Source organism: Acidovorax sp. FG48 (assembly GCF_057809085.1).
Genome location: NZ_JBMDJH010000004.1, coordinates 228,212 through 244,940 on the forward strand (window position 1 = coordinate 228,212; position 16,729 = coordinate 244,940).

The window sequence follows — 16,729 nt, forward strand, 5'->3', positions numbered from 1 at the left end:
TCAAACCTCCATGCCCATGTAAACGCGCTGGACCTCGGCGTCATTCATCACAGCCTGGGGTGAGCCCTCAGCTAACTTTTGGCCGAAATTGATAACAAACAGGCGGTCAGCCACCGCCAATAGCGCATGCACCACATGCTCAATCCAGATCATGGTTACGCCTTGAGCCTTGATGCGTTTCAACTCCTGCACCAGCACATGTGCCTCGTGCTCGGTCAACCCCCCAGCGATCTCATCGAGCAGCAGCAGTTGCGGCTCGGTGGCTAAAGCACGGGCTAACTCCAACCGCTTACGATTGAGCAAAGTCAGCGAACCGGCCGGCTTGTTGGCATGGGCAGAGAGTCCCGTCTGTTCTAGTACACGTACTGCGGTGTCCCAGGCTCGACGTTCGGTGTGACCACCGCCAAAGCAGGCAGCGGTTACCAAATTTTCGAATACGCTCATGTTGCCAAAGGGCTGAGGTACTTGGTAACTGCGCCCAATGCCTCTATGGCAACGCAAGTGTGACGGCAGTGAGGTTACGTCCTCCCCTTGATACTCGATGCGGCCGCTACTCACGCGCACATCGCCGGAAATCAGGTTGAACAGAGTGGTCTTGCCCGCACCGTTTGGGCCGAGGATGCCCAGGGTTTCGCCCGACTCCACCGACAGACTGATGTTGTCGGTGACCTTGAGCGATCCGTAGGACTTGCTGACCGAATGCAATGCGAGCAATGACATGACTGTGCCTTGGCCTCTCAGTTCAATTTGAGGGCACCGCCCACTGGAATGGCCTTGGCGGTCTCGTTGTTCACGATGACCAGGTCGTACTTATACTTTTTGCCTTTGACCCATTGACCCAGCACCAAAGGAGTTTTGCTGACATTTTTAAAAGGTCCTTGGCCACCCCATGCCACATCGCCAACCACCGTCTTGAGTCGGGTCGCCGCCACAGCATCACGAACCTCCGCCGCCTTCAGAGTCTTGCTGCGCTTGAGCGCATCGGACGCGATTTCAAACAGCGCATGTGCGAAGCCGATAGGCTGAGTCCACTGCTTTTTAGTACTGGCTTCATAGGCATCAGCCAAAGCCTTTGCACTCTGTTGTGTCAGGCTGGAGCTGAATGGATGGGAAGGACTCCACCACACCTCAGTGCTCAGGCCTTCTCCCAAATCTCCCAGAGCCTCGATCGCACCAGGGAACAACAAAGCCTTGCCCAGTGTGATGATCTTGGGCTTGAAGCCCTGCTGCTTGGCCTGGGTTAAAAAGGTCTTGGCATCCGGCGGAATAACAACGCCTGTCACGATCTCTACACCATCCCTCTTGAAGGCCGCAATTTGTGCGCTGAAGTCTTGGGTACCGTTCTGGAAACGTCCCGTATCCGTAAGCTGATAGCCCATCTGCTGCAATGGCTTGGGAAAGCCGAGCTCTTTGTCGCCCCAGGCGTTTCCATCTCCATCATTGGGGAACAAGCCCCCCACTTTTTTGTTGGTGGCCACGCTATTCCAGCCATTGCTGTAGTTGGCAATAACGTCCTCCAGACCCCAGAAGAAGTGGAAGGTCCAGTCAAAACCTTTCTTCGGATCGCCCTTACGACCAAAGAACCAAGGCTGCCAGGGCACCACACTGGAGATACAAGGCACTTCGTTCAACTCGCAGGCGTCGCTGACAGGGTTTGCAGTTTCCGGCGTGCCCGCGGTAAGCACCAGTGCTACCTTGTCCTTGAGGATCAGATCATTGGTCACTTCGCCCGCCCGATTGGGGTTGGACTGACTATCTTTAAGGACGACCTGCACCGCGTGTTTCTTACCACCAATGACGATGCCATTCTTGAAGGCGGCCGTCATCTGCTCGATGACCCATTTATCGGCCTCGCCAAATGGTGCCAGGGGACCGGTCTGGGGTGAGACGTAGCCAATCTTGACCGTGTCAGCAGCCCAAACCATGGGGGTTGCGGCAGAAGCTGCGAATGCAGCGAGGCCTTGGGTGAAATGTCTGCGTTGGATCGTCATCGTTGTCTCCTAGTTCTTTTGGTGAGGGAAATCCATGGGGAAATCAGGCCTGAGGTCGCACGCCGTCGAAGGCGTTCTGCAGCAACTGGCGCAAAGCGACTCGCTCGAGAGGGCGAGGGTTGGGGTACTGGTTCTGCAAGGCGATATCACACGCCTTGTCCAGGTCGGACTCGGACACACCCAGGTCGCGCAACGCCACGGACGCACCGTGCTCGCGAGCCAAGTCGTACACCGCCTGCGGAGCAGATTCCGCATGTAGTGCGCGGGCAATTTGCACCATAGATTCGGGCGCAGCGCTGGCGTTGTAGGCCAACGCATGGGGTAAGACGATGGTGTGCGTTTCAGCATGAGGCAAGTTGAAGGTGCCACCCAAGGTGTGGCACAGCTTGTGATGCAGTGCCATGCCTACATGACCCAACACCGTGCCACATAACCAGGCGCCGTAAAGAGCGTCGCTACGTGCGTCCATATGGTTTGGTTGCTGGGTAATACGGGGAATAGCCCGCCCCAGAGCGGCAATGCCCTCTTGCGCCATCAAACTCATCACCGGGTTGGCATCAACGGCATATAGCGCCTCAGCCGCGTGTGCCAGTGCGTTGATGCCGCTGGTCACGCTCATCGCTACGGGTAGGCCCAGGCTCAACTCCGGGTCGTAAATCACGGTGCGTGGGAGCACTCTCAAGTCGCGGCCTGTTCTTTTGAGTCCCGCTTCGGTGATGCCATAGATGGGCGTCATCTCGGAGCCGGCATACGTGGTGGGAATCGCCAAAATGGGGAGACCGGAATCCAGCGCAATCGCTTTTCCCAGCCCCACGGTGGATCCGCCGCCGATAGCCACCGCGCAGTCAGCGCCCAGTTGCCGGGCTACCTCGCGCGCCTCGCGTGCGGTCTCGATGGGCACATGCATTACTGCACGATCAAAGATGCCTACTGCTCGAGCCCCCAATAAATTCGCCACCCGCTCGGCACTACTACGCTGCTCAGGAGTTGAGAGAACCAAGGCCTTCTGAGCTCCCAGAGCCAGAATTTCTTCGGGCAAGCGAGCCAGCGCTGCGGGGCCGAATACAACGCGCGAGGGCTGAGCCTGGTAGACAAAGGTTTTCATGGCTACTCCAAGCTCAGACCGCGTTCACGCACCAAACGAGTCCACTTGTCCTGCTCAACCTTGAGTTCGGCGCCAAACTGTTCCGGGGTGCTGCCAATGGCGCTCAACCCCTGTTCAGTCAGGCGTTTCGCAAACTCAGGGTCCTTCAAGATCTTGCCAATTTCCTGCTGCAGCTTATCGATCGCCGGACGCGGCGTCCCCGAGGGGGCAAGGAGCCCCACCCAGGAATTGACGTTAAAGCCCTGGAAGCCCGACTCGGCAACGGTAGGCACCCCTGCATAGGCGGGCACCCTCTGTGCGCCAGTCTGTGCCAGGGCCTTGAATTTTCCTGCCTTGACATGGGGCTGCGCCAGTACGGCAGACAAGAACATCATGTCCACTTGGCCCGCCATTAAATCCTGCTGCGCAGGGCCACCGCCCCTGTAAGGTATGTGCGTGATGAAGGTACCGCTGACACTTTTGAACAACTCGGCGGTGAGATGGTTGCTGGAGCCCGCTCCCACGCTGGCGTAGTTAAGCCGGCCCGGCTGGTCCTTAAGCAGACGCACAAATCCCGGTAGATTGTCGGCACTGACTTTGGGGTTGACCACCAGAATTAGCGGGTTGCTCACTATCTGCGTGACTGGCACCAGATCCCTCGCCACATCAAACGCCAGCTTGGGATACACGAGCGGGAATGTCGCATAGCTGTCGAACACCATTAGCAGGGTGTAGCCGTCTGGCGCTGCGCGGGCCACTTCAGCCGCACCAATCGTGCCACCCGCACCGCTACGGTTGTCAACTATCAAAGTCTGTCCAAGAGCAGCCTGGAGGCGGGGCTGCAACTGACGAGCCACGGTGTCCACAATGCCGCCCGGAGGAAAGGGCACCACAATGCGGATTGGCTTCGTGGGCCAACTGGCGGCAACGGGGACTTGCGCCGAGACGAAACCGGATGCCGCAAACGCCACTGCAGTAGCCAGCGCACGCCGAAACAATGGGTGAATTCGCATGGTGAATTGGCCTAATTTCAGCGGGGGTAGTAAGGCTGGATTTGGGCATCGACGTTCACCCAGATGCTCTTGACCTGGGTGTACTCGCGCATTGCATCGAAACCCATCTCACGGCCATAACCGGATGCGCCGACCCCGCCAAAAGGGGATCCAGGATTCACGCGCTTGTAGCAGTTGATCCAGACCATGCCGTTCTTCATGTCACGGGCAAACTTGTGCGCGCGTTGCAGGTTGCTGGTCCACAAGCCACCACCTAGTCCGTACTCGGTGCCATTGGCGATCTGTAGTGCCTCTTCGTCGTTCTTGAAGGTGATTACAGTGACAAAGGGGCCGAACACCTCCTCTTGCGCCACACGGTCTTTCCAAGTGCGGGCGCGCACAACGGTAGGCTCAACATAACAACCAGCAGCCAACACACCGCTAGGTGCCTTTCCACCGGCGAGGATCTCTGCGCCTTCGTCGCGTGCCACGTCCACATAGCTCAGAACGCGGTCCCGGTGCATTAGGCTGGTCAGTGGACCCATTTCAGTCTGCGGATCCATCGGATTGCCGAGACGGATGCTGCGAGCGAGAGGGATAAATTTTTCAAGGAAGGCGTCGGCGATTTTCTCGTGCAGCACAAGGCGAGAACCGGCGATGCAGGCCTGCCCCTGGTTATGGAAAATGGCCCAAGCTGCCCCATTGACAGCTGCCATCAGGTTCGCGTCGTCGAAGACGATATTCGCGCCCTTGCCTCCCAGCTCCAGCTGCACTTTTTTCAGATTTCCAGCGCTCGCCTGCACGATGCGGCGACCTGTAGCGGTGCTACCTGTAAAAGCGACCTTGCCGATATCAGAATGCTCTGCAATGTACTGACCAGCAACATGACCCAAGCCAGGCAGGATGTTGACCACCCCGTCAGGCATGCCCGCCTCTGACATCAGCTCTGCGATCTTGAGCGAAGAAAGCGGAGTGATTTCGGCCGGCTTCATGACCACACAGTTGCCTGCAGCCAGAGCCGGTGCCATTTTCCAGCTCGTGAACATCAATGGAAAGTTCCAGGGAACGACCTGCCCTACGACACCCACCGGCTCACGCAGGGTGTAGTTCAGAAAGCCCGACTCGACAGGAATCTGCTCGCCTTGAAATTTGTCAGCCATTCCGCCGAAATAGCGGTAAGTGACCGCCGTACGAGGGACATCCAAGAAGCGCGAGTCCCGGATTGGGTGACCAGTGTCCAAAGACTCAAGCCGGGCCAGTTCCTCGGCATTGCTTTCAATCAGATCAGCGAGCTTGAGCAGGATGCGGCCTCTGTCCATCGCCGCCATGCCACTCCAGGCTGGAAGCGCGTTTCGGGCAGCCACCACCGCTTTATCAACATCTGCCTTACCGGCCATTGCAACCTCGGTGATCACCGAGTTGTCATGCGGGTTCAGCGTGGGCAACGTCTCGCCAGACTCCGCATTGACAAACTGACCATTGATGAAAAGCTGGTGACGAACAGGCGTAGTCAGGCCTGCCGCAGCGGCAACGTCTGCGAGACTCATGAAGTGCTCCAACCCCGCGCTTCAGCGGGGAATCAGGGATAGGGAAAGAGGGTTAGAACTGAACCGGAACTTCCGGCGCTTCCCCGTTCTGGATCTCATAGACCAGCTTGGGGGATCCGTTTTCCCAGACCAGCAGCATCGAGCGCTTTGGGCTATACCCTTGGTGACGACAGTACGCAGGCATCGCAGCCATGTCGCCAGCTTTCATGATCACGCGGGCCAGAGGTTTACCTGTGTTCTTGTCCGCACAGTCCCACGCTATTTCGTCGCTCATCTGAAAGAACCACTCCACCCGATCATTCGAATGCATGATCGGCAAAATATGCTCTTCAGTGGTTGGACACATGTAGCTATGTTTGACCACGCTAGTGAATGAAGGATTCCAGGTCACCTGCGAACGGCTCAAGAAGGCAAAGAGGTTGAAGGCGTGAATGTCGGCTTCGAAGCCAGGCTCGGGGTGCAGTTCCGGCTCATCTTGGGGTACGTCTGCAAACGCGCGATTGATCGGTGCACCGCGCTCGTCAGTGCGCAAGGCCAGGTCATCCTTCAGCCCCACGCAACGGCTTGCCAATTCACGTGCACGGGTAATGGCTGGACGGTTATGCCCGTTCTTGCGACCGTAAGGCGTGCCTGTTTCCTGAGGTGCAGCAAAAGGGTCAAAACCTTCGTTGGTCCAGTCGTCGAGCATATCTTCGAACGTGGCCTTCATTTGGGAGGTTGGGAAATTCTCTAGCAGATCTACGCCAGCCGCTTTCATCGTGCCGTTGAAGGCACCAGCCTGCAGATCCACGGACGAATAGTGATTGACGGTACCAATCACATCATCGAAATTGACCCCGCCATAAAAGAAGCCCCAAGCCACATCACGCATCAGCGCACAAAGGAATGCGCCCACATCCATCGTGTGCGACAGAGGCCGGCCATCGCGAGTCTTCCAGCTGATGTGCGCAAAGTATTCGTCACGACGAAAACCAAATGAGCCCAAGGTGAAGGCCTTGTAGCCCATCGTAGCGTCGGGTTGGGTGGCAATGACCTTTGCCAATTCTGTGGGTGCGTTCATGGAATATCTCCTGTCGGTGTGTTCAGTGTGAATCAGGCGGTCTGGCAGATATCTGCCCACTTTTCCACTGTCAGGTCGCCCTTGCAGGTCTGCAGCACAATAACGCTCGGTTCGGCTGCACGGAACTGATAGGCTGTGTTCTTAGGCAGCATGCCCTGATGGCCACGCTTGAGCTTCATCCAGCCCATTTTTTTGCCTTGGGGCTCGCCCTGAACCAGTACCGCACCGTTCTTTTCAGAATCCTGTACGGTTTGGGTGGGGTCCAGTTGAATCAAATGGATTTCCACATCGGTATCCATGTTCAACGCGAACTCATCGTGTGCACAAGTGAACCAGGGGGACGTGCCTTCGGCCCGCAGCGCTTCCAGCACATAGATCTGGTTTTGTCCGAAAACAACCTTCTCGTAAGGTTTCGATTTGTTCGCTATATCGAAGCAATTGGAAAACGCGTAATGCTTCACATCGTCATCGATGGGCTCAACGCGGCCTTTCTCAAAGCTTTTCAAAGACCCAAATTTGGTCTGGTAATTCACGCTCATGCTGTGTCTCCGTTCGTCAGTTGCTCTGCGATGAACGTAATTTAGTCAATGTGGGGGGATAGCAGTAGGGAGCAAAATGCCACAGAATTGTTCGGCTAATCAGAACAATCAGCAGGGTTTTCCCCTAAAAAAGCCCCCACCCCAGCCCCTAAAAAGGTGCCGCTTCGCCATGGACCGATTGCAGAACATTGAAACTTTTGTGAGGGTGGCCCAAACCCAGAGCTTTGTAGAGGCTGCTCGGCAGCTACGTGTATCACGCTCTGTCGTGACTACAAGGGTGAAGCAGCTGGAACAGTACGTGGGGGCCCCTTTGTTTCACCGCAGCACACGCATGGTGCGTTTGAGCGAAGTGGGACAAGCGTATTTGCGGGATTGTCTGGAGTTGGTGGGGCGGGCGAATGACATCGCCGACCAGATGCGCGATGCGGGTAACTCTCCTGCAGGCACGCTGCGAGTGCATGCCCTGACAGGCTTGGTTCTGGGTCACTTTGCATCGGTACTGCACCACTTTCAGAGCACCTATCCCGACATTCGCCTTGACTTGATCGTCAGCGACACTGTGGTGGAGCCGGTAAAAGCCGGCGTGGATTGCGCGCTACAGATCTTTCCGCCCGCGACCAACGAGCTCATTGCGCGTGGGCTATTCCCTGTTCGCCGCGTGTTTTGCGCAACGCCCCAATACCTCAAGGAGAGAGGCCGTCCGCGTGATCCACGCGACCTATACAACCACAAGCTCGGGCTCTACTCGGGCTACCCAAGCCGAGACCGCTGGACATTTCATCACGAGGGGCAAGCGATTACGCTGTATCTGAGTGCCGCACTGCTTACCAACAGCGTTCACTTGCTACGTGAGTATGCGCTTGAAAATGCGGGCATCGTCTGCTTACCCACCCTCGTCGCCGCTGACGCTATTCTCAAGGGCGAGCTAGAGGTGGTGCTGGCAGAGCACCTGCTGTCTTCATTCTGGTTGAGTGCGGTGTATGCATCCACCTCCAGAAATGCATTCAAGCTACGCCTGTTCATCGAGCACATCATGTCCAGTTTTTCCAAGACCCCCCCCTGGGACGCACAGCTGATCGACCGTGGGTTGATATCGGATCAGTTAATCGATGTTTAGCTGCGAATCGCATGGCTGGATAGAGCCGGCACGTAAGGTGCGATTTTCCATTCTGGTGGAGGAAGCGTTTGATGTTCAACCGATGTCACAGAGTTCAGTGCGAACGGCGACGAGCCCAAGCTATCGGCCTGCAGCCGAAGCCCTGCGAGCCAAGAACCTGGAGCGTGAGGTCAAGGAATTGCGCCGGGCCAACGAGATATTGAAGTTGATCAAAGCGTTTCTCGCGCAGCTGGAACCCGACCGCCCACTCAAGCCTTGAAGGCCTTTATCGAACAGCGGCGCAATGCTTCCAGGAACGCACACCTGAGCTGGGCGGTCACACGGGTGACCGAAATGCTCACGCAAATGGAAGCGTTCAATGGCGTGCTGATTGCCAGCACCAACCTCATGCAGGGGCTAGACCCCGCCGCGCCACGCCGTTTTGATTTGAAGATCAAGCTGGATTTTTTGCGCACCGAGCAAGCCTGGGCACTATTGCAAAGCCACTGCTCACACCTGGGACTGCCTGCGCCTGGCGGTGCCGAGCAGGCAGGGCTGGCGCGCTGCAGGTATCTCACTCCCGGTGACTTTGCCGCCGTGCTGCGCCAACATCGCTTTCGCCCCGTGCGCGGCGCCGATGCAATGGTGGTAGCTCTGGAGGCCGAATGCACGCTCAAGCAGGATGCCCAAAACCCCGTCGGCTTTGTTTGACACTACATTGAACCGGCGAAGAAACGAACCCCACAAGCGCGTGCAATCCACTTCCGAAATGCTCGATTTCGCAAATACCCAGAGAGCCTATGACCGATGTTTAAGGAGAGTGCTCGGGCCGCGCCTACATCATCGCGCGCCACTTCTCCAGCACATTCCCGCGCCTGTCGGCTGCCTCCACTTTGATGCCCACGATGTGTGGTCGCGCTGCATACGCCGCAGCACGACGGTGAGTGTGATGTTGAGGTCTTGATCCGCTTTTCGTTGTACGCGCGAATAACACTGCGACGAATTGCTAGTGAATGAGCGACCTCCGCTGGTTGTGAAGAGCATCAAGCAAAAGCCTCTAGCCCCTTGCGCTTGAGCAGACCCAGTACGCGACGCGCAGCTCCGCCAGGACGCTTGTAGCCAGCGTCTCGCTGCACCACCGATAACGTTGAGGTGTTCACGAACGCCGCGAGCACACCCTGAATGATCTGCAGCTAGGAGCGCTGCATGACGATGTCGTTTTCCTCGAACACTCCGTCATCCAAGCACAGCGCATCGTATTCACGCAGGGACCTCAGATCCATGAAGCCCGCTTTGTGCAGGTCGGTAGCAATGTCATGCAGTGCGGCCAGCAGCGGGCTGGCAGCCTTTTTTGCTTCCGCAGGCAGTGCAGCTTCCATTGGACGGGAACCACTCACGAGGGCATTGCAGCCTGTGTCGGAGCACCCAGTTCCGCAAAGTTGCTGATCCTCACCGCCCCATCTGGAAACCGTGCAATGACTTCCAGCTCACCCCCCATCGCTTGGATGTGGCTGCGTAGCGTTGAAAGATACATGTCTGTGCGCTTCTCCATCTTGGCGATAGAGGGTTGCTGCACATGCAGCACATCCGCCAGCATCTTTTGCGACAGCCCCCGAGCTTGGCGCAGCTCGTGCAGTGGCATTTCATCCAGCATGGTTTGCGCGAGCTCAGCTGCTTGAGCGCGCGCTTGAGGGCTCATTGCAGCCCGCAATTCAGAAAACTTCTTAGCCATCTATTTCTCCTTCACGGCGAAGCTGGACCAGATGCTCGTCATACAACCGATCAGCGATTGGCACATGCACTTCGTACCAGCGGTCATCACCCGTCTTATCACCGCCGATCAATAAAATTGCCATTCGGCGAGGGTCAAAGGCATACAGCGTGCGAAACGGCCGACCTCCGTGCTGCGTGCGCAATTCACGCATGTGCCCGTGGCGAGAACCGTTGATACCACTGCTATGGGGGTGACCGAGTGAGGGGCCACGCTCTTCCAGCAACGCTACCGAAGCTGCCAAGGACACTTGCTCCTGCTCAGACAAACCTTCCCACCACGCTTCAAACTCATCGGTGTACTCAACGTCCCAAGACATAGTTAAATATAGCCTCCAAGGAATATTCCGTCAAGGGAATAGGTATCGGGCTGGTTGATCAAACATCACTGCACGGTGTTCATAGCGAATGCTCAGCCCACGCCTGCATCATCGCGCGCCGCTTCTCCAGCATGTCCCCGCGCCGATAAGCTGCCTCCACCTTGTTGCCCACAATGTGTGCCAGCGCCATTTCCGCCATTTCCTGGGGGTAGTCGGTGGCTTCCGCTGCCCAGTCCCGAAACGAGGACCGGAAGCCGTGCACGGTGATGTCGTCGCGCTTCATGCGCCGCAGCACGGCGGTGAGCGTCATGTCGGAGAGGGGTTTGTGGTCACGCGTGCTGGGAAACACGATGTCGGTATCTGCCAGCTTGGTGTCCTTCAAAGACTCCAGCAGTTGCATAGCAGCATCCGATAGCGGTACGCGGTGCTCTTTACCGGCTTTCATGCGTTCGCCAGGGACGGTCCACAGTTTGTGCTCGAAGTCCACCTCGTACCAGGCCATACCGCGCACTTCGCCTGAGCGGGCGGCGGTGAGGATGGTGAACTGCAGAGCCAGCGCACCAATGCCGCTTTGCTGGCGCAGCTCGGCCATGAAGGGTTTCATGTCGCGCCATGGCAGTGCAGCAAAGTGCTTTGATTTGGCAACTTTGGAGCGTGCAGGCAGCAGTGCGTCGAGGTGGCCTTTCCAGCGGGCGGGGTTGTCTCCCGTGCGGTACCGGTGCACGGTGGCCCAATCGAGCACAGCTTCCAAACGGCCCCGCAGGCGCGAGGCGGTTTCTGCCTTGGTGTGCCACACCGGTTCAAGCACGCGCATGATGTGCGCGGTTTCAATCAGCGCGACATCCATCTTGCCGATGATGGGGGCTGCGTAGGTTTGCAGCGTGTTCGTCCACTGGTCGGCGTGCTTGGCGTTCTTCCAGCCCGAGCGGTGTGATTCGATGTAGCGCTCGGCGCAACTGTCGAACGTGATGGTTTTGGCTTGCTCGGCACGCGCCACGGCAGCGGCTTGGTGCTTGACTTGCATGGGGTCGATGCCTTGGCGCACCTGACGGCGCCAGGCCATGGCTTTGTCGCGGGCATCGGCCAGGGAGACTTCGGGGTATGGCCCCAGCCCCGTCCAGCGCTCACGGCCGTTGAAGGCGTAGCGCAGAATCCAGGACTTGGAGCCCCCTTCGGTGACTTTGAGCCACAGGCCGGCACCGTCGCCATGCAGGCCCGGCTCCTTGAGCCTGGTAGCTTGCAATTGAGTGAGTTTGTTGGCTTTGACCATGGGTGGAGTTCGACGGAGACGAGACCCAAATTTTGGCCTCGTTATACGGAAAAGTATACGGAAAAAACACGAGATTGAGAGATGCCATCAGAAACGCCGTGAAACAACAAAAAATCATAACCCATTGTTTTTATTAGGTTATTCTTTGATTTCTTGAGATTTTCTGATGCCAAGTGAAACCTGGGTTCGACTGCCGCCCTCTCCGCCTTGGTGCGGTCGTCAAGACGCAAGTAGTGGTTGTCTGCGACTCGTGGGGAATGTCCCATCACAGCGGACACAGCAAGCAGATCGCCGTTACTAAGCCTCCAGAGTCGATTTTCCATCGTCTTGCGCAGGCGTCCGAGAGTCACGCGCAATGGTGCGCCGTCATCGGATTGCAGTCCGTGGCGTTGAACGATCGCCCTGGTAAGCTGGGACACGGTTCCCGCCGTCAGAGAAAGCGTTTGCCCCCTGTTCTCTCCACGTTGCGAAGAGCGGTAGAGCCAAACACGATCCTTGGCGAACTCTGGTGCACTGGGCACCAGGACCCGGGTAATTTCCAGCGCTTTTTTGAGCACGGCCACACCATCCATGGGGATAGACGCCGCAACATCATGGATGCTGGTCTGTCGCAGTGACGTGGATTGCGCGCCTTTTCCCCTGCGTTTGAAGGTTCTAACCAGCATGAGGTTTGGCATGAACGGGTGAGGGGCCAAGCAGTCCCTCTTCATTTCCAGAAGCGGGGTGAGATTGATGCCCGAGCGCATGCCAACAATGAGCATGAGAGCCACGGTGGCCTCTGACTCCGTTCCAGAAAACCGCCCGTGGTGGATGGCAATAAGGTCGGCTTTGAGAGCAGTCGCCAACTTCTGCATCTCGGCTTGGCTTAAAGCGCTCTCGCCGCGTGTAGCTAGGCCATTCAATGGGAATGGATTGGCCGGCAGCAATGTCTCATCGGGTTGGTCAATGAAGCCGTAATCGATAAGACCGACTACCACTGACTTGAAGGCAGAGTAATAGTTCTTGGCCGTGGTGCCGTTTGGATACTTGCGCTTAAGCCATCTCACATAACGGGCGACGTGCTCCGGTGTCAAGTCAGACGGCCGTAAGGGCACACTGCCCACAAAGTTCTCCAGAAGGTATGGCAGGAACACTTTGATCCCGTTGGATGCAAAACTTCCGATGGTTGCCACCGAATAGTTTCCACTGCGGAGCCGCGCTTTCAGTATGGCGATTGCCGCCCAAACCCAGTCGTCAAAGCCGCGCCCCAGCCACGAGCTCAGGTCAATCACTTTATGGTCTCGGGGATTGGGCGGCAACGCGAGCATCGCGTCGCTTGGTCCAAATTCAGCTCCAAGTCCGGGTGAGATTTCAGATGTCTTTGCTTTGTAGTCCTTGGTCCGGGCCATCAACGACTCCCCCTCGCAACAGGCTCATCGTCACCATTGGCGAACAGCACGTCCATTTCGTCCTCATGCGCCAGAACGATCTGCGCGTCTAACTGATTGATCAGATGTAGATAGATCGCTGTGGTCTGCACATCAGAGTGCCCCATGCGGTCGCGAACATACAGCAACGGCTCACCCTGAAATGCAGAGCTTTTGCGCAGAGCGGAAAGAGTGTAGGTTCCGTAGGTGTGACGCAGCATGTGCGCCCTAACCGGAAAACCTACCTTTTTCTCAATGGATTTCATCGCGTCCACGACGGCGCCTTTCGAGAATTCCGTTCCAAGCTCTGTCAGAACAAGCGCAGCAGGCGCCTGCCCCAATCGTTGCCGCCGCACTTCTCGCTGGTGCAGGGAATAAGTCCACATGTCTTCCATTAGCGACCACGGCACGTCCACGCTTCTGGGCTTGCCATACTTGATGTGCATGTCAGCCGGCTCCAGATTGATGCGGATCATCTGTCCGGGCGTCAGTCCCTTATATGTTCTCGGATTGAAAACATATGTGAGTGGAAAGGTGCGCGCTTCGCAGGATCGCATCCCGGTGCGCACCATCAGGTTGAACAAAAGCGCATGGCTTGCATCAAGCCTCGCGCCAAGGCACTGCCTGACCTGCTCTTTGCTTAAAAATTTGATAGTTGCTTTTCGCTCACGGGCCATCACCATCGGCTTAGAAACAACGCCGCCCGTGCGCTCCACATGGGCTAGAAATCCCTGATGGGATGGCGTCCGCACATCGCGCATACCGAATGGCAGATGCGAGATGTAGCCCTTGCGTTTACACCAATCGTAAAACCGCACAACCAGGTTCAACCGCTTGTTCACGGTATTTGGACTCAGGCCTAACTCGCCCAGCGACCAGTCGCGATACTTGGCTAAAACGCTTAGCCCATGCGGCTTTGGGCCCTCGTTCCAGATCAGCTCGTTGGCAGACAGGAATGCAAAGTAGTCGTACAGCCTGCGGCCATACGCTTCCCAAGTGAGCTTGCTCTCAATGCTTCCATGGGTGACTAATGTGTCCCACAGGAACGACTGCGCTGGTTCCAGGGGCCATCCGTCATTGTTGACAAGCAACGGGAAACCCGCAAACGAACGGCCTTCAACCTTGAGGTCGGTTGTGGCTAGCACAAGCCTCACAGCCCCCTCTCTTTCAGCAGCTTTGCGGCTGCCTTGAAATTGAGGCCATGAATGTGCATGACCAAATCAATGGCGCCACCACCCCCTCGGTTCATTCGCACATCTAAAAACTTCGTTCCGGTGCACAAGAACTCCCAATCATGGCCAGCAACATGGGCGTGCCAACGCGTGGTCAGATGACTCGATCGTGGGTGGAACGAGGCATCTTCTTTGAGATGTTCAGCTAGCAAACGCAGGACATGGATTGAATCCATCTCCCGCCACCGGACTAGGTCCGAGTTATCCACAGGTCTCATCGCACTCCCTTTCCTCCCCCAGGCCCCCACCTGCTACTCGTCTCAATGAGACGATGAATTCGAATACCAAGAGTCCCATGACAGGATGCATGCTACTAACAAACTTGATCAGTAAGATCATTGGAGGACATCACAATGAGAGGACGGCCTTTTAGGGAGGGTCGAAAGTTCTGTTCTACCGAGGCGTAGAAGTTGGATGCATCAAAAAGGGCGAACATGGCCACCTCACCTGCCGCCCCCGCGAAAGCGCTTGATCGAGGCCGTCACGACGCCCCAGATTTCGACTGTCTGCCCGTCTTTTGGGACGATTTCAGGGTATGTTGGGTTCGCAGCCACCAGCTTCATGCGCCCGAACTTGAGCCACAGCGACTTGCAGGTGAACTCTCCGTCCACCACGGCGACCACCACATCCTGGTGCACAGGCTTGAGGGCCCGGTTCACCACCAGCAGATCCCCGTCGAAGAGCCCCGCGTCCTTCATCGAATCCCCGCGCAGCCGTAGCAGGAAAGTCGCCTGGGGATGCGTCACAAGGATGGCTGTGAGGTCCAGGCGATCAACATGGAAATCCTCTGCCGGTGATGGAAAGCCTGCACGCACCACGTCACCACCCACAGGAAGCACCAGGGGCTGGTCAGAAATGAGGGTAGGCAATAGGTCACGTTTCACACTGTATGAATATACAGGATTCGCCAAAACGAGCAACTCCGAGGCCCTATCACCAGAAGCAGCCCGATATACTTTCTGCAAGTTGTAACAAACGCTTCGCATGGCCCCCACCGCTCACCGTCTTGGCTTGTACGCCCTCCCTCTTCTCGCATCCCTGGCCCTTCCTGTTTGGGCTGCAGGCCCCGTGGGGCTCGGATACCTCAAGATGGGGATGAGCAAGAGCGCGATTGAGCAAGGCGACTCCAGCGGCGCTATCAAGCTGCTAGGTCCCCTGCAGGAGCTGAAGCTGCCGACCAAAGCACCTGTGGCCGACGACTATTACACGACCCAGGCGGTACTGCCCTTCTCTCCCGACCCTGTGAAACTCAGTCTTGGCTTCAAGGGGGAGTCTCTTTCGGTCATCAACATCCAACTCCCCGATGAAGCCATGGAGAACAAGATCCGGGCTGAGCTTGAGGGGAAGTACGGTCCACCGAAGCTGGATGATGGCCGCAAGGACGAGCAGTGCATCTACCGAAACGGGAACAGCTTCACCCTGAAATCGGGCGTGATGTCGGTGGGATGGACGGACGAAGAAACATCAACCACCACGGCGCTCAACCTGGTGCACTTTCAGTCCTGCCCTTCCAGCCTCAGTGGCGATATGGTCAGGACACAGCCCTCCCGCAGCCTCTCGATTCAGCGTCGGCCCGCCCCCGCCAAGGCCAGCGGACTCTTCTAACAGCCTGGGTTACCAGGCTCAGCAAAGCATCGTTTTGGCCATCAGCAAACTTGAAACCCGCGAACGGATCTTCTTCAGAGATCGCCTACGCGAGGCGAGATATACGGCACTTGCTGATGCCGAAGGGTTCGGAGCCATCTGTTTTGCGCTTGAATCTCTGGGTCTGAGAGTTCACGGTAAACAGGAAGCGCTGGGGAAATACTTAGATCCAATCGCTGCCTATGCGGCGAAGTCGCTAGTCCTCACGGATCTAGCCGCATTGGAGCCTTCTCAATTCAAGCCCTTCGCCGCTCTGTACGGGATAGTTCTTGCCGCTCGCAATGACGCGATGCATACCGGGGCCTATGCAAGGCACGCAACCCAGGCAGCAATCGAGCTGTGCATCGGACTGGAGGAAGCACTAATGGCCGACGTACCACGAACAGTAGGCAACCTGATGGTTACCGCCCCCATCACCGTTGAGTCCTGGCAAACAGTGGCGTACGCGCGCCAGCTCATGCTTACGCACTCGTTTTCTTTCTTGCCTGTGAGACTGGGCGCCACCTGGTGTCTTGTGTCAGAACTGGGGCTCGCCAAGCACCTGAGCGGGAGCAATAACGAAAGAAAGACACGCCTCTGTCAGTCAATTGAAACCGCACATGACAGCGGCATGGAATTGATTCCGATTCAGGACAGCTCCTTACTCACGACGGATATGCAGATTAAAGACGTACTGCGTCGATCACCAGTGCAAGTGGGACCCATGCTGTGGCTGGTCGTTGATAGCCGCCGCCCGGAACATTTAGCTGGAGTTCTATCGCCATTCGAACTGATGTGA

At 57.0% G+C, this 16,729-nt stretch carries 20 protein-coding genes and 1 pseudogene; 5 read left to right on the top strand and 16 right to left on the bottom strand.

Translation table 11 applies throughout. The annotated features are described in order from the left end of the window. From ACODSU_RS08055 to ACODSU_RS08085, 7 genes are read right to left on the bottom strand one after another with little or no spacing between them, the layout of a single operon-like run. Nucleotides 1-720, bottom strand: a complete 720-nt coding sequence (locus tag ACODSU_RS08055) for an ABC transporter ATP-binding protein (RefSeq protein WP_488841465.1) — start codon at nt 718-720, stop codon at nt 1-3. Between the two features lie 17 nt (nt 721-737). Continuing rightward, the gene (locus ACODSU_RS08060; protein ID WP_488841467.1) at nt 738-1,991 is read right to left on the bottom strand and encodes an ABC transporter substrate-binding protein; all 1,254 of its coding nucleotides are present in this window, start codon (nt 1,989-1,991) and stop codon (nt 738-740) included. Between the two features lie 43 nt (nt 1,992-2,034). Further along, the gene (locus ACODSU_RS08065) at nt 2,035-3,096 is read right to left on the bottom strand and encodes a maleylacetate reductase (protein ID WP_488841468.1); all 1,062 of its coding nucleotides are present in this window, start codon (nt 3,094-3,096) and stop codon (nt 2,035-2,037) included. A 2-nt stretch (nt 3,097-3,098) separates the two neighbouring features. Continuing rightward, nucleotides 3,099-4,088, bottom strand: a complete 990-nt coding sequence (locus tag ACODSU_RS08070; RefSeq protein ID WP_488841470.1) for a tripartite tricarboxylate transporter substrate binding protein — start codon at nt 4,086-4,088, stop codon at nt 3,099-3,101. Nucleotides 4,089-4,105: 17 nt separating this feature from the next. Further along, nucleotides 4,106-5,614 (bottom strand): aldehyde dehydrogenase family protein, encoded by a 1,509-nt coding sequence (locus ACODSU_RS08075; protein ID WP_488841472.1) that lies wholly within the window; start codon nt 5,612-5,614, stop codon nt 4,106-4,108. Between the two features lie 52 nt (nt 5,615-5,666). Further along, nucleotides 5,667-6,674, bottom strand: coding sequence for a hydroxyquinol 1,2-dioxygenase (locus ACODSU_RS08080; RefSeq protein WP_488841474.1), 1,008 nt, complete (start codon nt 6,672-6,674; stop codon nt 5,667-5,669). Nucleotides 6,675-6,706: 32 nt separating this feature from the next. Further along, a complete protein-coding gene (locus ACODSU_RS08085; RefSeq protein WP_488841476.1) occupies nt 6,707-7,213 on the bottom strand; it encodes a cupin domain-containing protein in 507 nt (168 codons plus the stop codon). Nucleotides 7,214-7,382: 169 nt separating this feature from the next. Between ACODSU_RS08085 and ACODSU_RS08090 the strand changes: the two genes are divergently transcribed. From ACODSU_RS08090 to ACODSU_RS08100, 3 genes and pseudogenes are all read left to right on the top strand, one after another. Beyond that, nucleotides 7,383-8,330, top strand: a complete 948-nt coding sequence (locus tag ACODSU_RS08090) for a LysR family transcriptional regulator (protein WP_488841478.1) — start codon at nt 7,383-7,385, stop codon at nt 8,328-8,330. A 130-nt stretch (nt 8,331-8,460) separates the two neighbouring features. Then, nucleotides 8,461-8,618: pseudogene (locus ACODSU_RS08095) on the top strand (IS3 family transposase); the annotation flags it as partial. 45 nt (nt 8,619-8,663) lie between these two features. Continuing rightward, complete coding sequence (locus ACODSU_RS08100; RefSeq protein ID WP_488841753.1) at nt 8,664-9,020, top strand: hypothetical protein; 357 nt, start codon at nt 8,664-8,666, stop codon at nt 9,018-9,020. A 482-nt stretch (nt 9,021-9,502) separates the two neighbouring features. Here the strand turns inward: ACODSU_RS08100 and ACODSU_RS08105 are convergent, their stop codons facing one another. The 9 genes from ACODSU_RS08105 to ACODSU_RS08145 form a co-directional block, all read right to left on the bottom strand. Then, nucleotides 9,503-9,688 (bottom strand): hypothetical protein, encoded by a 186-nt coding sequence (locus ACODSU_RS08105; RefSeq protein ID WP_488841480.1) that lies wholly within the window; start codon nt 9,686-9,688, stop codon nt 9,503-9,505. 14 nt (nt 9,689-9,702) lie between these two features. After that, a complete protein-coding gene (locus tag ACODSU_RS08110) occupies nt 9,703-10,041 on the bottom strand; it encodes an XRE family transcriptional regulator (protein ID WP_488841482.1) in 339 nt (112 codons plus the stop codon). Next, entirely contained in the window at nt 10,034-10,399 is a 366-nt protein-coding gene (locus ACODSU_RS08115) for a type II toxin-antitoxin system RelE/ParE family toxin (RefSeq protein WP_317702402.1), read from the bottom strand. The genes ACODSU_RS08110 and ACODSU_RS08115 overlap by 8 nt, the downstream gene beginning before the upstream one ends. A 79-nt stretch (nt 10,400-10,478) precedes the next feature. Beyond that, complete coding sequence (locus ACODSU_RS08120; RefSeq protein WP_005798254.1) at nt 10,479-11,669, bottom strand: tyrosine-type recombinase/integrase; 1,191 nt, start codon at nt 11,667-11,669, stop codon at nt 10,479-10,481. A gap of 41 nt (nt 11,670-11,710) precedes the next feature. Next, complete coding sequence (locus ACODSU_RS08125) at nt 11,711-13,057, bottom strand: hypothetical protein (RefSeq protein ID WP_488841485.1); 1,347 nt, start codon at nt 13,055-13,057, stop codon at nt 11,711-11,713. Next, a complete protein-coding gene (locus ACODSU_RS08130; RefSeq protein WP_488841487.1) occupies nt 13,057-14,229 on the bottom strand; it encodes a tyrosine-type recombinase/integrase in 1,173 nt (390 codons plus the stop codon). The genes ACODSU_RS08125 and ACODSU_RS08130 overlap by 1 nt, the downstream gene beginning before the upstream one ends. Further along, the gene (locus tag ACODSU_RS08135; protein WP_488841489.1) at nt 14,226-14,483 is read right to left on the bottom strand and encodes a hypothetical protein; all 258 of its coding nucleotides are present in this window, start codon (nt 14,481-14,483) and stop codon (nt 14,226-14,228) included. Before ACODSU_RS08135 ends, ACODSU_RS08130 begins: the two co-directional genes overlap by 4 nt. Nucleotides 14,484-14,620: 137 nt before the next feature. Further along, nucleotides 14,621-14,743 carry a Y-family DNA polymerase gene (locus ACODSU_RS08140; protein WP_488841490.1) on the bottom strand — a complete coding sequence of 41 codons (123 nt, stop codon included), beginning with the start codon at nt 14,741-14,743 and terminating at the stop codon, nt 14,621-14,623. A 7-nt stretch (nt 14,744-14,750) separates the two neighbouring features. After that, nucleotides 14,751-15,176, bottom strand: a complete 426-nt coding sequence (locus ACODSU_RS08145; protein ID WP_488841492.1) for a LexA family protein — start codon at nt 15,174-15,176, stop codon at nt 14,751-14,753. 115 nt (nt 15,177-15,291) lie between these two features. On the opposite strand from ACODSU_RS08145, the gene ACODSU_RS08150 reads away from it, so the two are divergent. Together ACODSU_RS08150 and ACODSU_RS08155 are read left to right on the top strand one after the other, a co-directional pair. After that, entirely contained in the window at nt 15,292-15,912 is a 621-nt protein-coding gene (locus ACODSU_RS08150; RefSeq protein ID WP_488841494.1) for a hypothetical protein, read from the top strand. Between the two features lie 34 nt (nt 15,913-15,946). Continuing rightward, the gene (locus ACODSU_RS08155; RefSeq protein WP_488841496.1) at nt 15,947-16,729 is read left to right on the top strand and encodes a hypothetical protein; all 783 of its coding nucleotides are present in this window, start codon (nt 15,947-15,949) and stop codon (nt 16,727-16,729) included.

Excerpts from the sequence above, each read along its gene's own strand:
- ACODSU_RS08055 (WP_488841465.1), bottom strand. The coding sequence starts at position 720 with ATGTCATTGCTCGCATTGCATTCGGTCAGCAAGTCCTACGGATCGCTC.
- ACODSU_RS08060 (WP_488841467.1), bottom strand. The coding sequence starts at position 1,991 with ATGACGATCCAACGCAGACATTTCACCCAAGGCCTCGCTGCATTCGCA.
- ACODSU_RS08065 (WP_488841468.1), bottom strand. The coding sequence starts at position 3,096 with ATGAAAACCTTTGTCTACCAGGCTCAGCCCTCGCGCGTTGTATTCGGC.
- ACODSU_RS08070 (WP_488841470.1), bottom strand. The coding sequence starts at position 4,088 with ATGCGAATTCACCCATTGTTTCGGCGTGCGCTGGCTACTGCAGTGGCG.
- ACODSU_RS08075 (WP_488841472.1), bottom strand. The coding sequence starts at position 5,614 with ATGAGTCTCGCAGACGTTGCCGCTGCGGCAGGCCTGACTACGCCTGTT.
- ACODSU_RS08080 (WP_488841474.1), bottom strand. The coding sequence starts at position 6,674 with ATGAACGCACCCACAGAATTGGCAAAGGTCATTGCCACCCAACCCGAC.
- ACODSU_RS08085 (WP_488841476.1), bottom strand. The coding sequence starts at position 7,213 with ATGAGCGTGAATTACCAGACCAAATTTGGGTCTTTGAAAAGCTTTGAG.
- ACODSU_RS08090 (WP_488841478.1), top strand. The coding sequence starts at position 7,383 with ATGGACCGATTGCAGAACATTGAAACTTTTGTGAGGGTGGCCCAAACC.
- ACODSU_RS08100 (WP_488841753.1), top strand. The coding sequence starts at position 8,664 with ATGCTCACGCAAATGGAAGCGTTCAATGGCGTGCTGATTGCCAGCACC.
- ACODSU_RS08105 (WP_488841480.1), bottom strand. The coding sequence starts at position 9,688 with ATGGAAGCTGCACTGCCTGCGGAAGCAAAAAAGGCTGCCAGCCCGCTG.
- ACODSU_RS08110 (WP_488841482.1), bottom strand. The coding sequence starts at position 10,041 with ATGGCTAAGAAGTTTTCTGAATTGCGGGCTGCAATGAGCCCTCAAGCG.
- ACODSU_RS08115 (WP_317702402.1), bottom strand. The coding sequence starts at position 10,399 with ATGTCTTGGGACGTTGAGTACACCGATGAGTTTGAAGCGTGGTGGGAA.
- ACODSU_RS08120 (WP_005798254.1), bottom strand. The coding sequence starts at position 11,669 with ATGGTCAAAGCCAACAAACTCACTCAATTGCAAGCTACCAGGCTCAAG.
- ACODSU_RS08125 (WP_488841485.1), bottom strand. The coding sequence starts at position 13,057 with ATGGCCCGGACCAAGGACTACAAAGCAAAGACATCTGAAATCTCACCC.
- ACODSU_RS08135 (WP_488841489.1), bottom strand. The coding sequence starts at position 14,483 with ATGGATTCAATCCATGTCCTGCGTTTGCTAGCTGAACATCTCAAAGAA.
- ACODSU_RS08140 (WP_488841490.1), bottom strand. The coding sequence starts at position 14,743 with ATGTTCGCCCTTTTTGATGCATCCAACTTCTACGCCTCGGTAGAACAG.
- ACODSU_RS08150 (WP_488841494.1), top strand. The coding sequence starts at position 15,292 with ATGGCCCCCACCGCTCACCGTCTTGGCTTGTACGCCCTCCCTCTTCTC.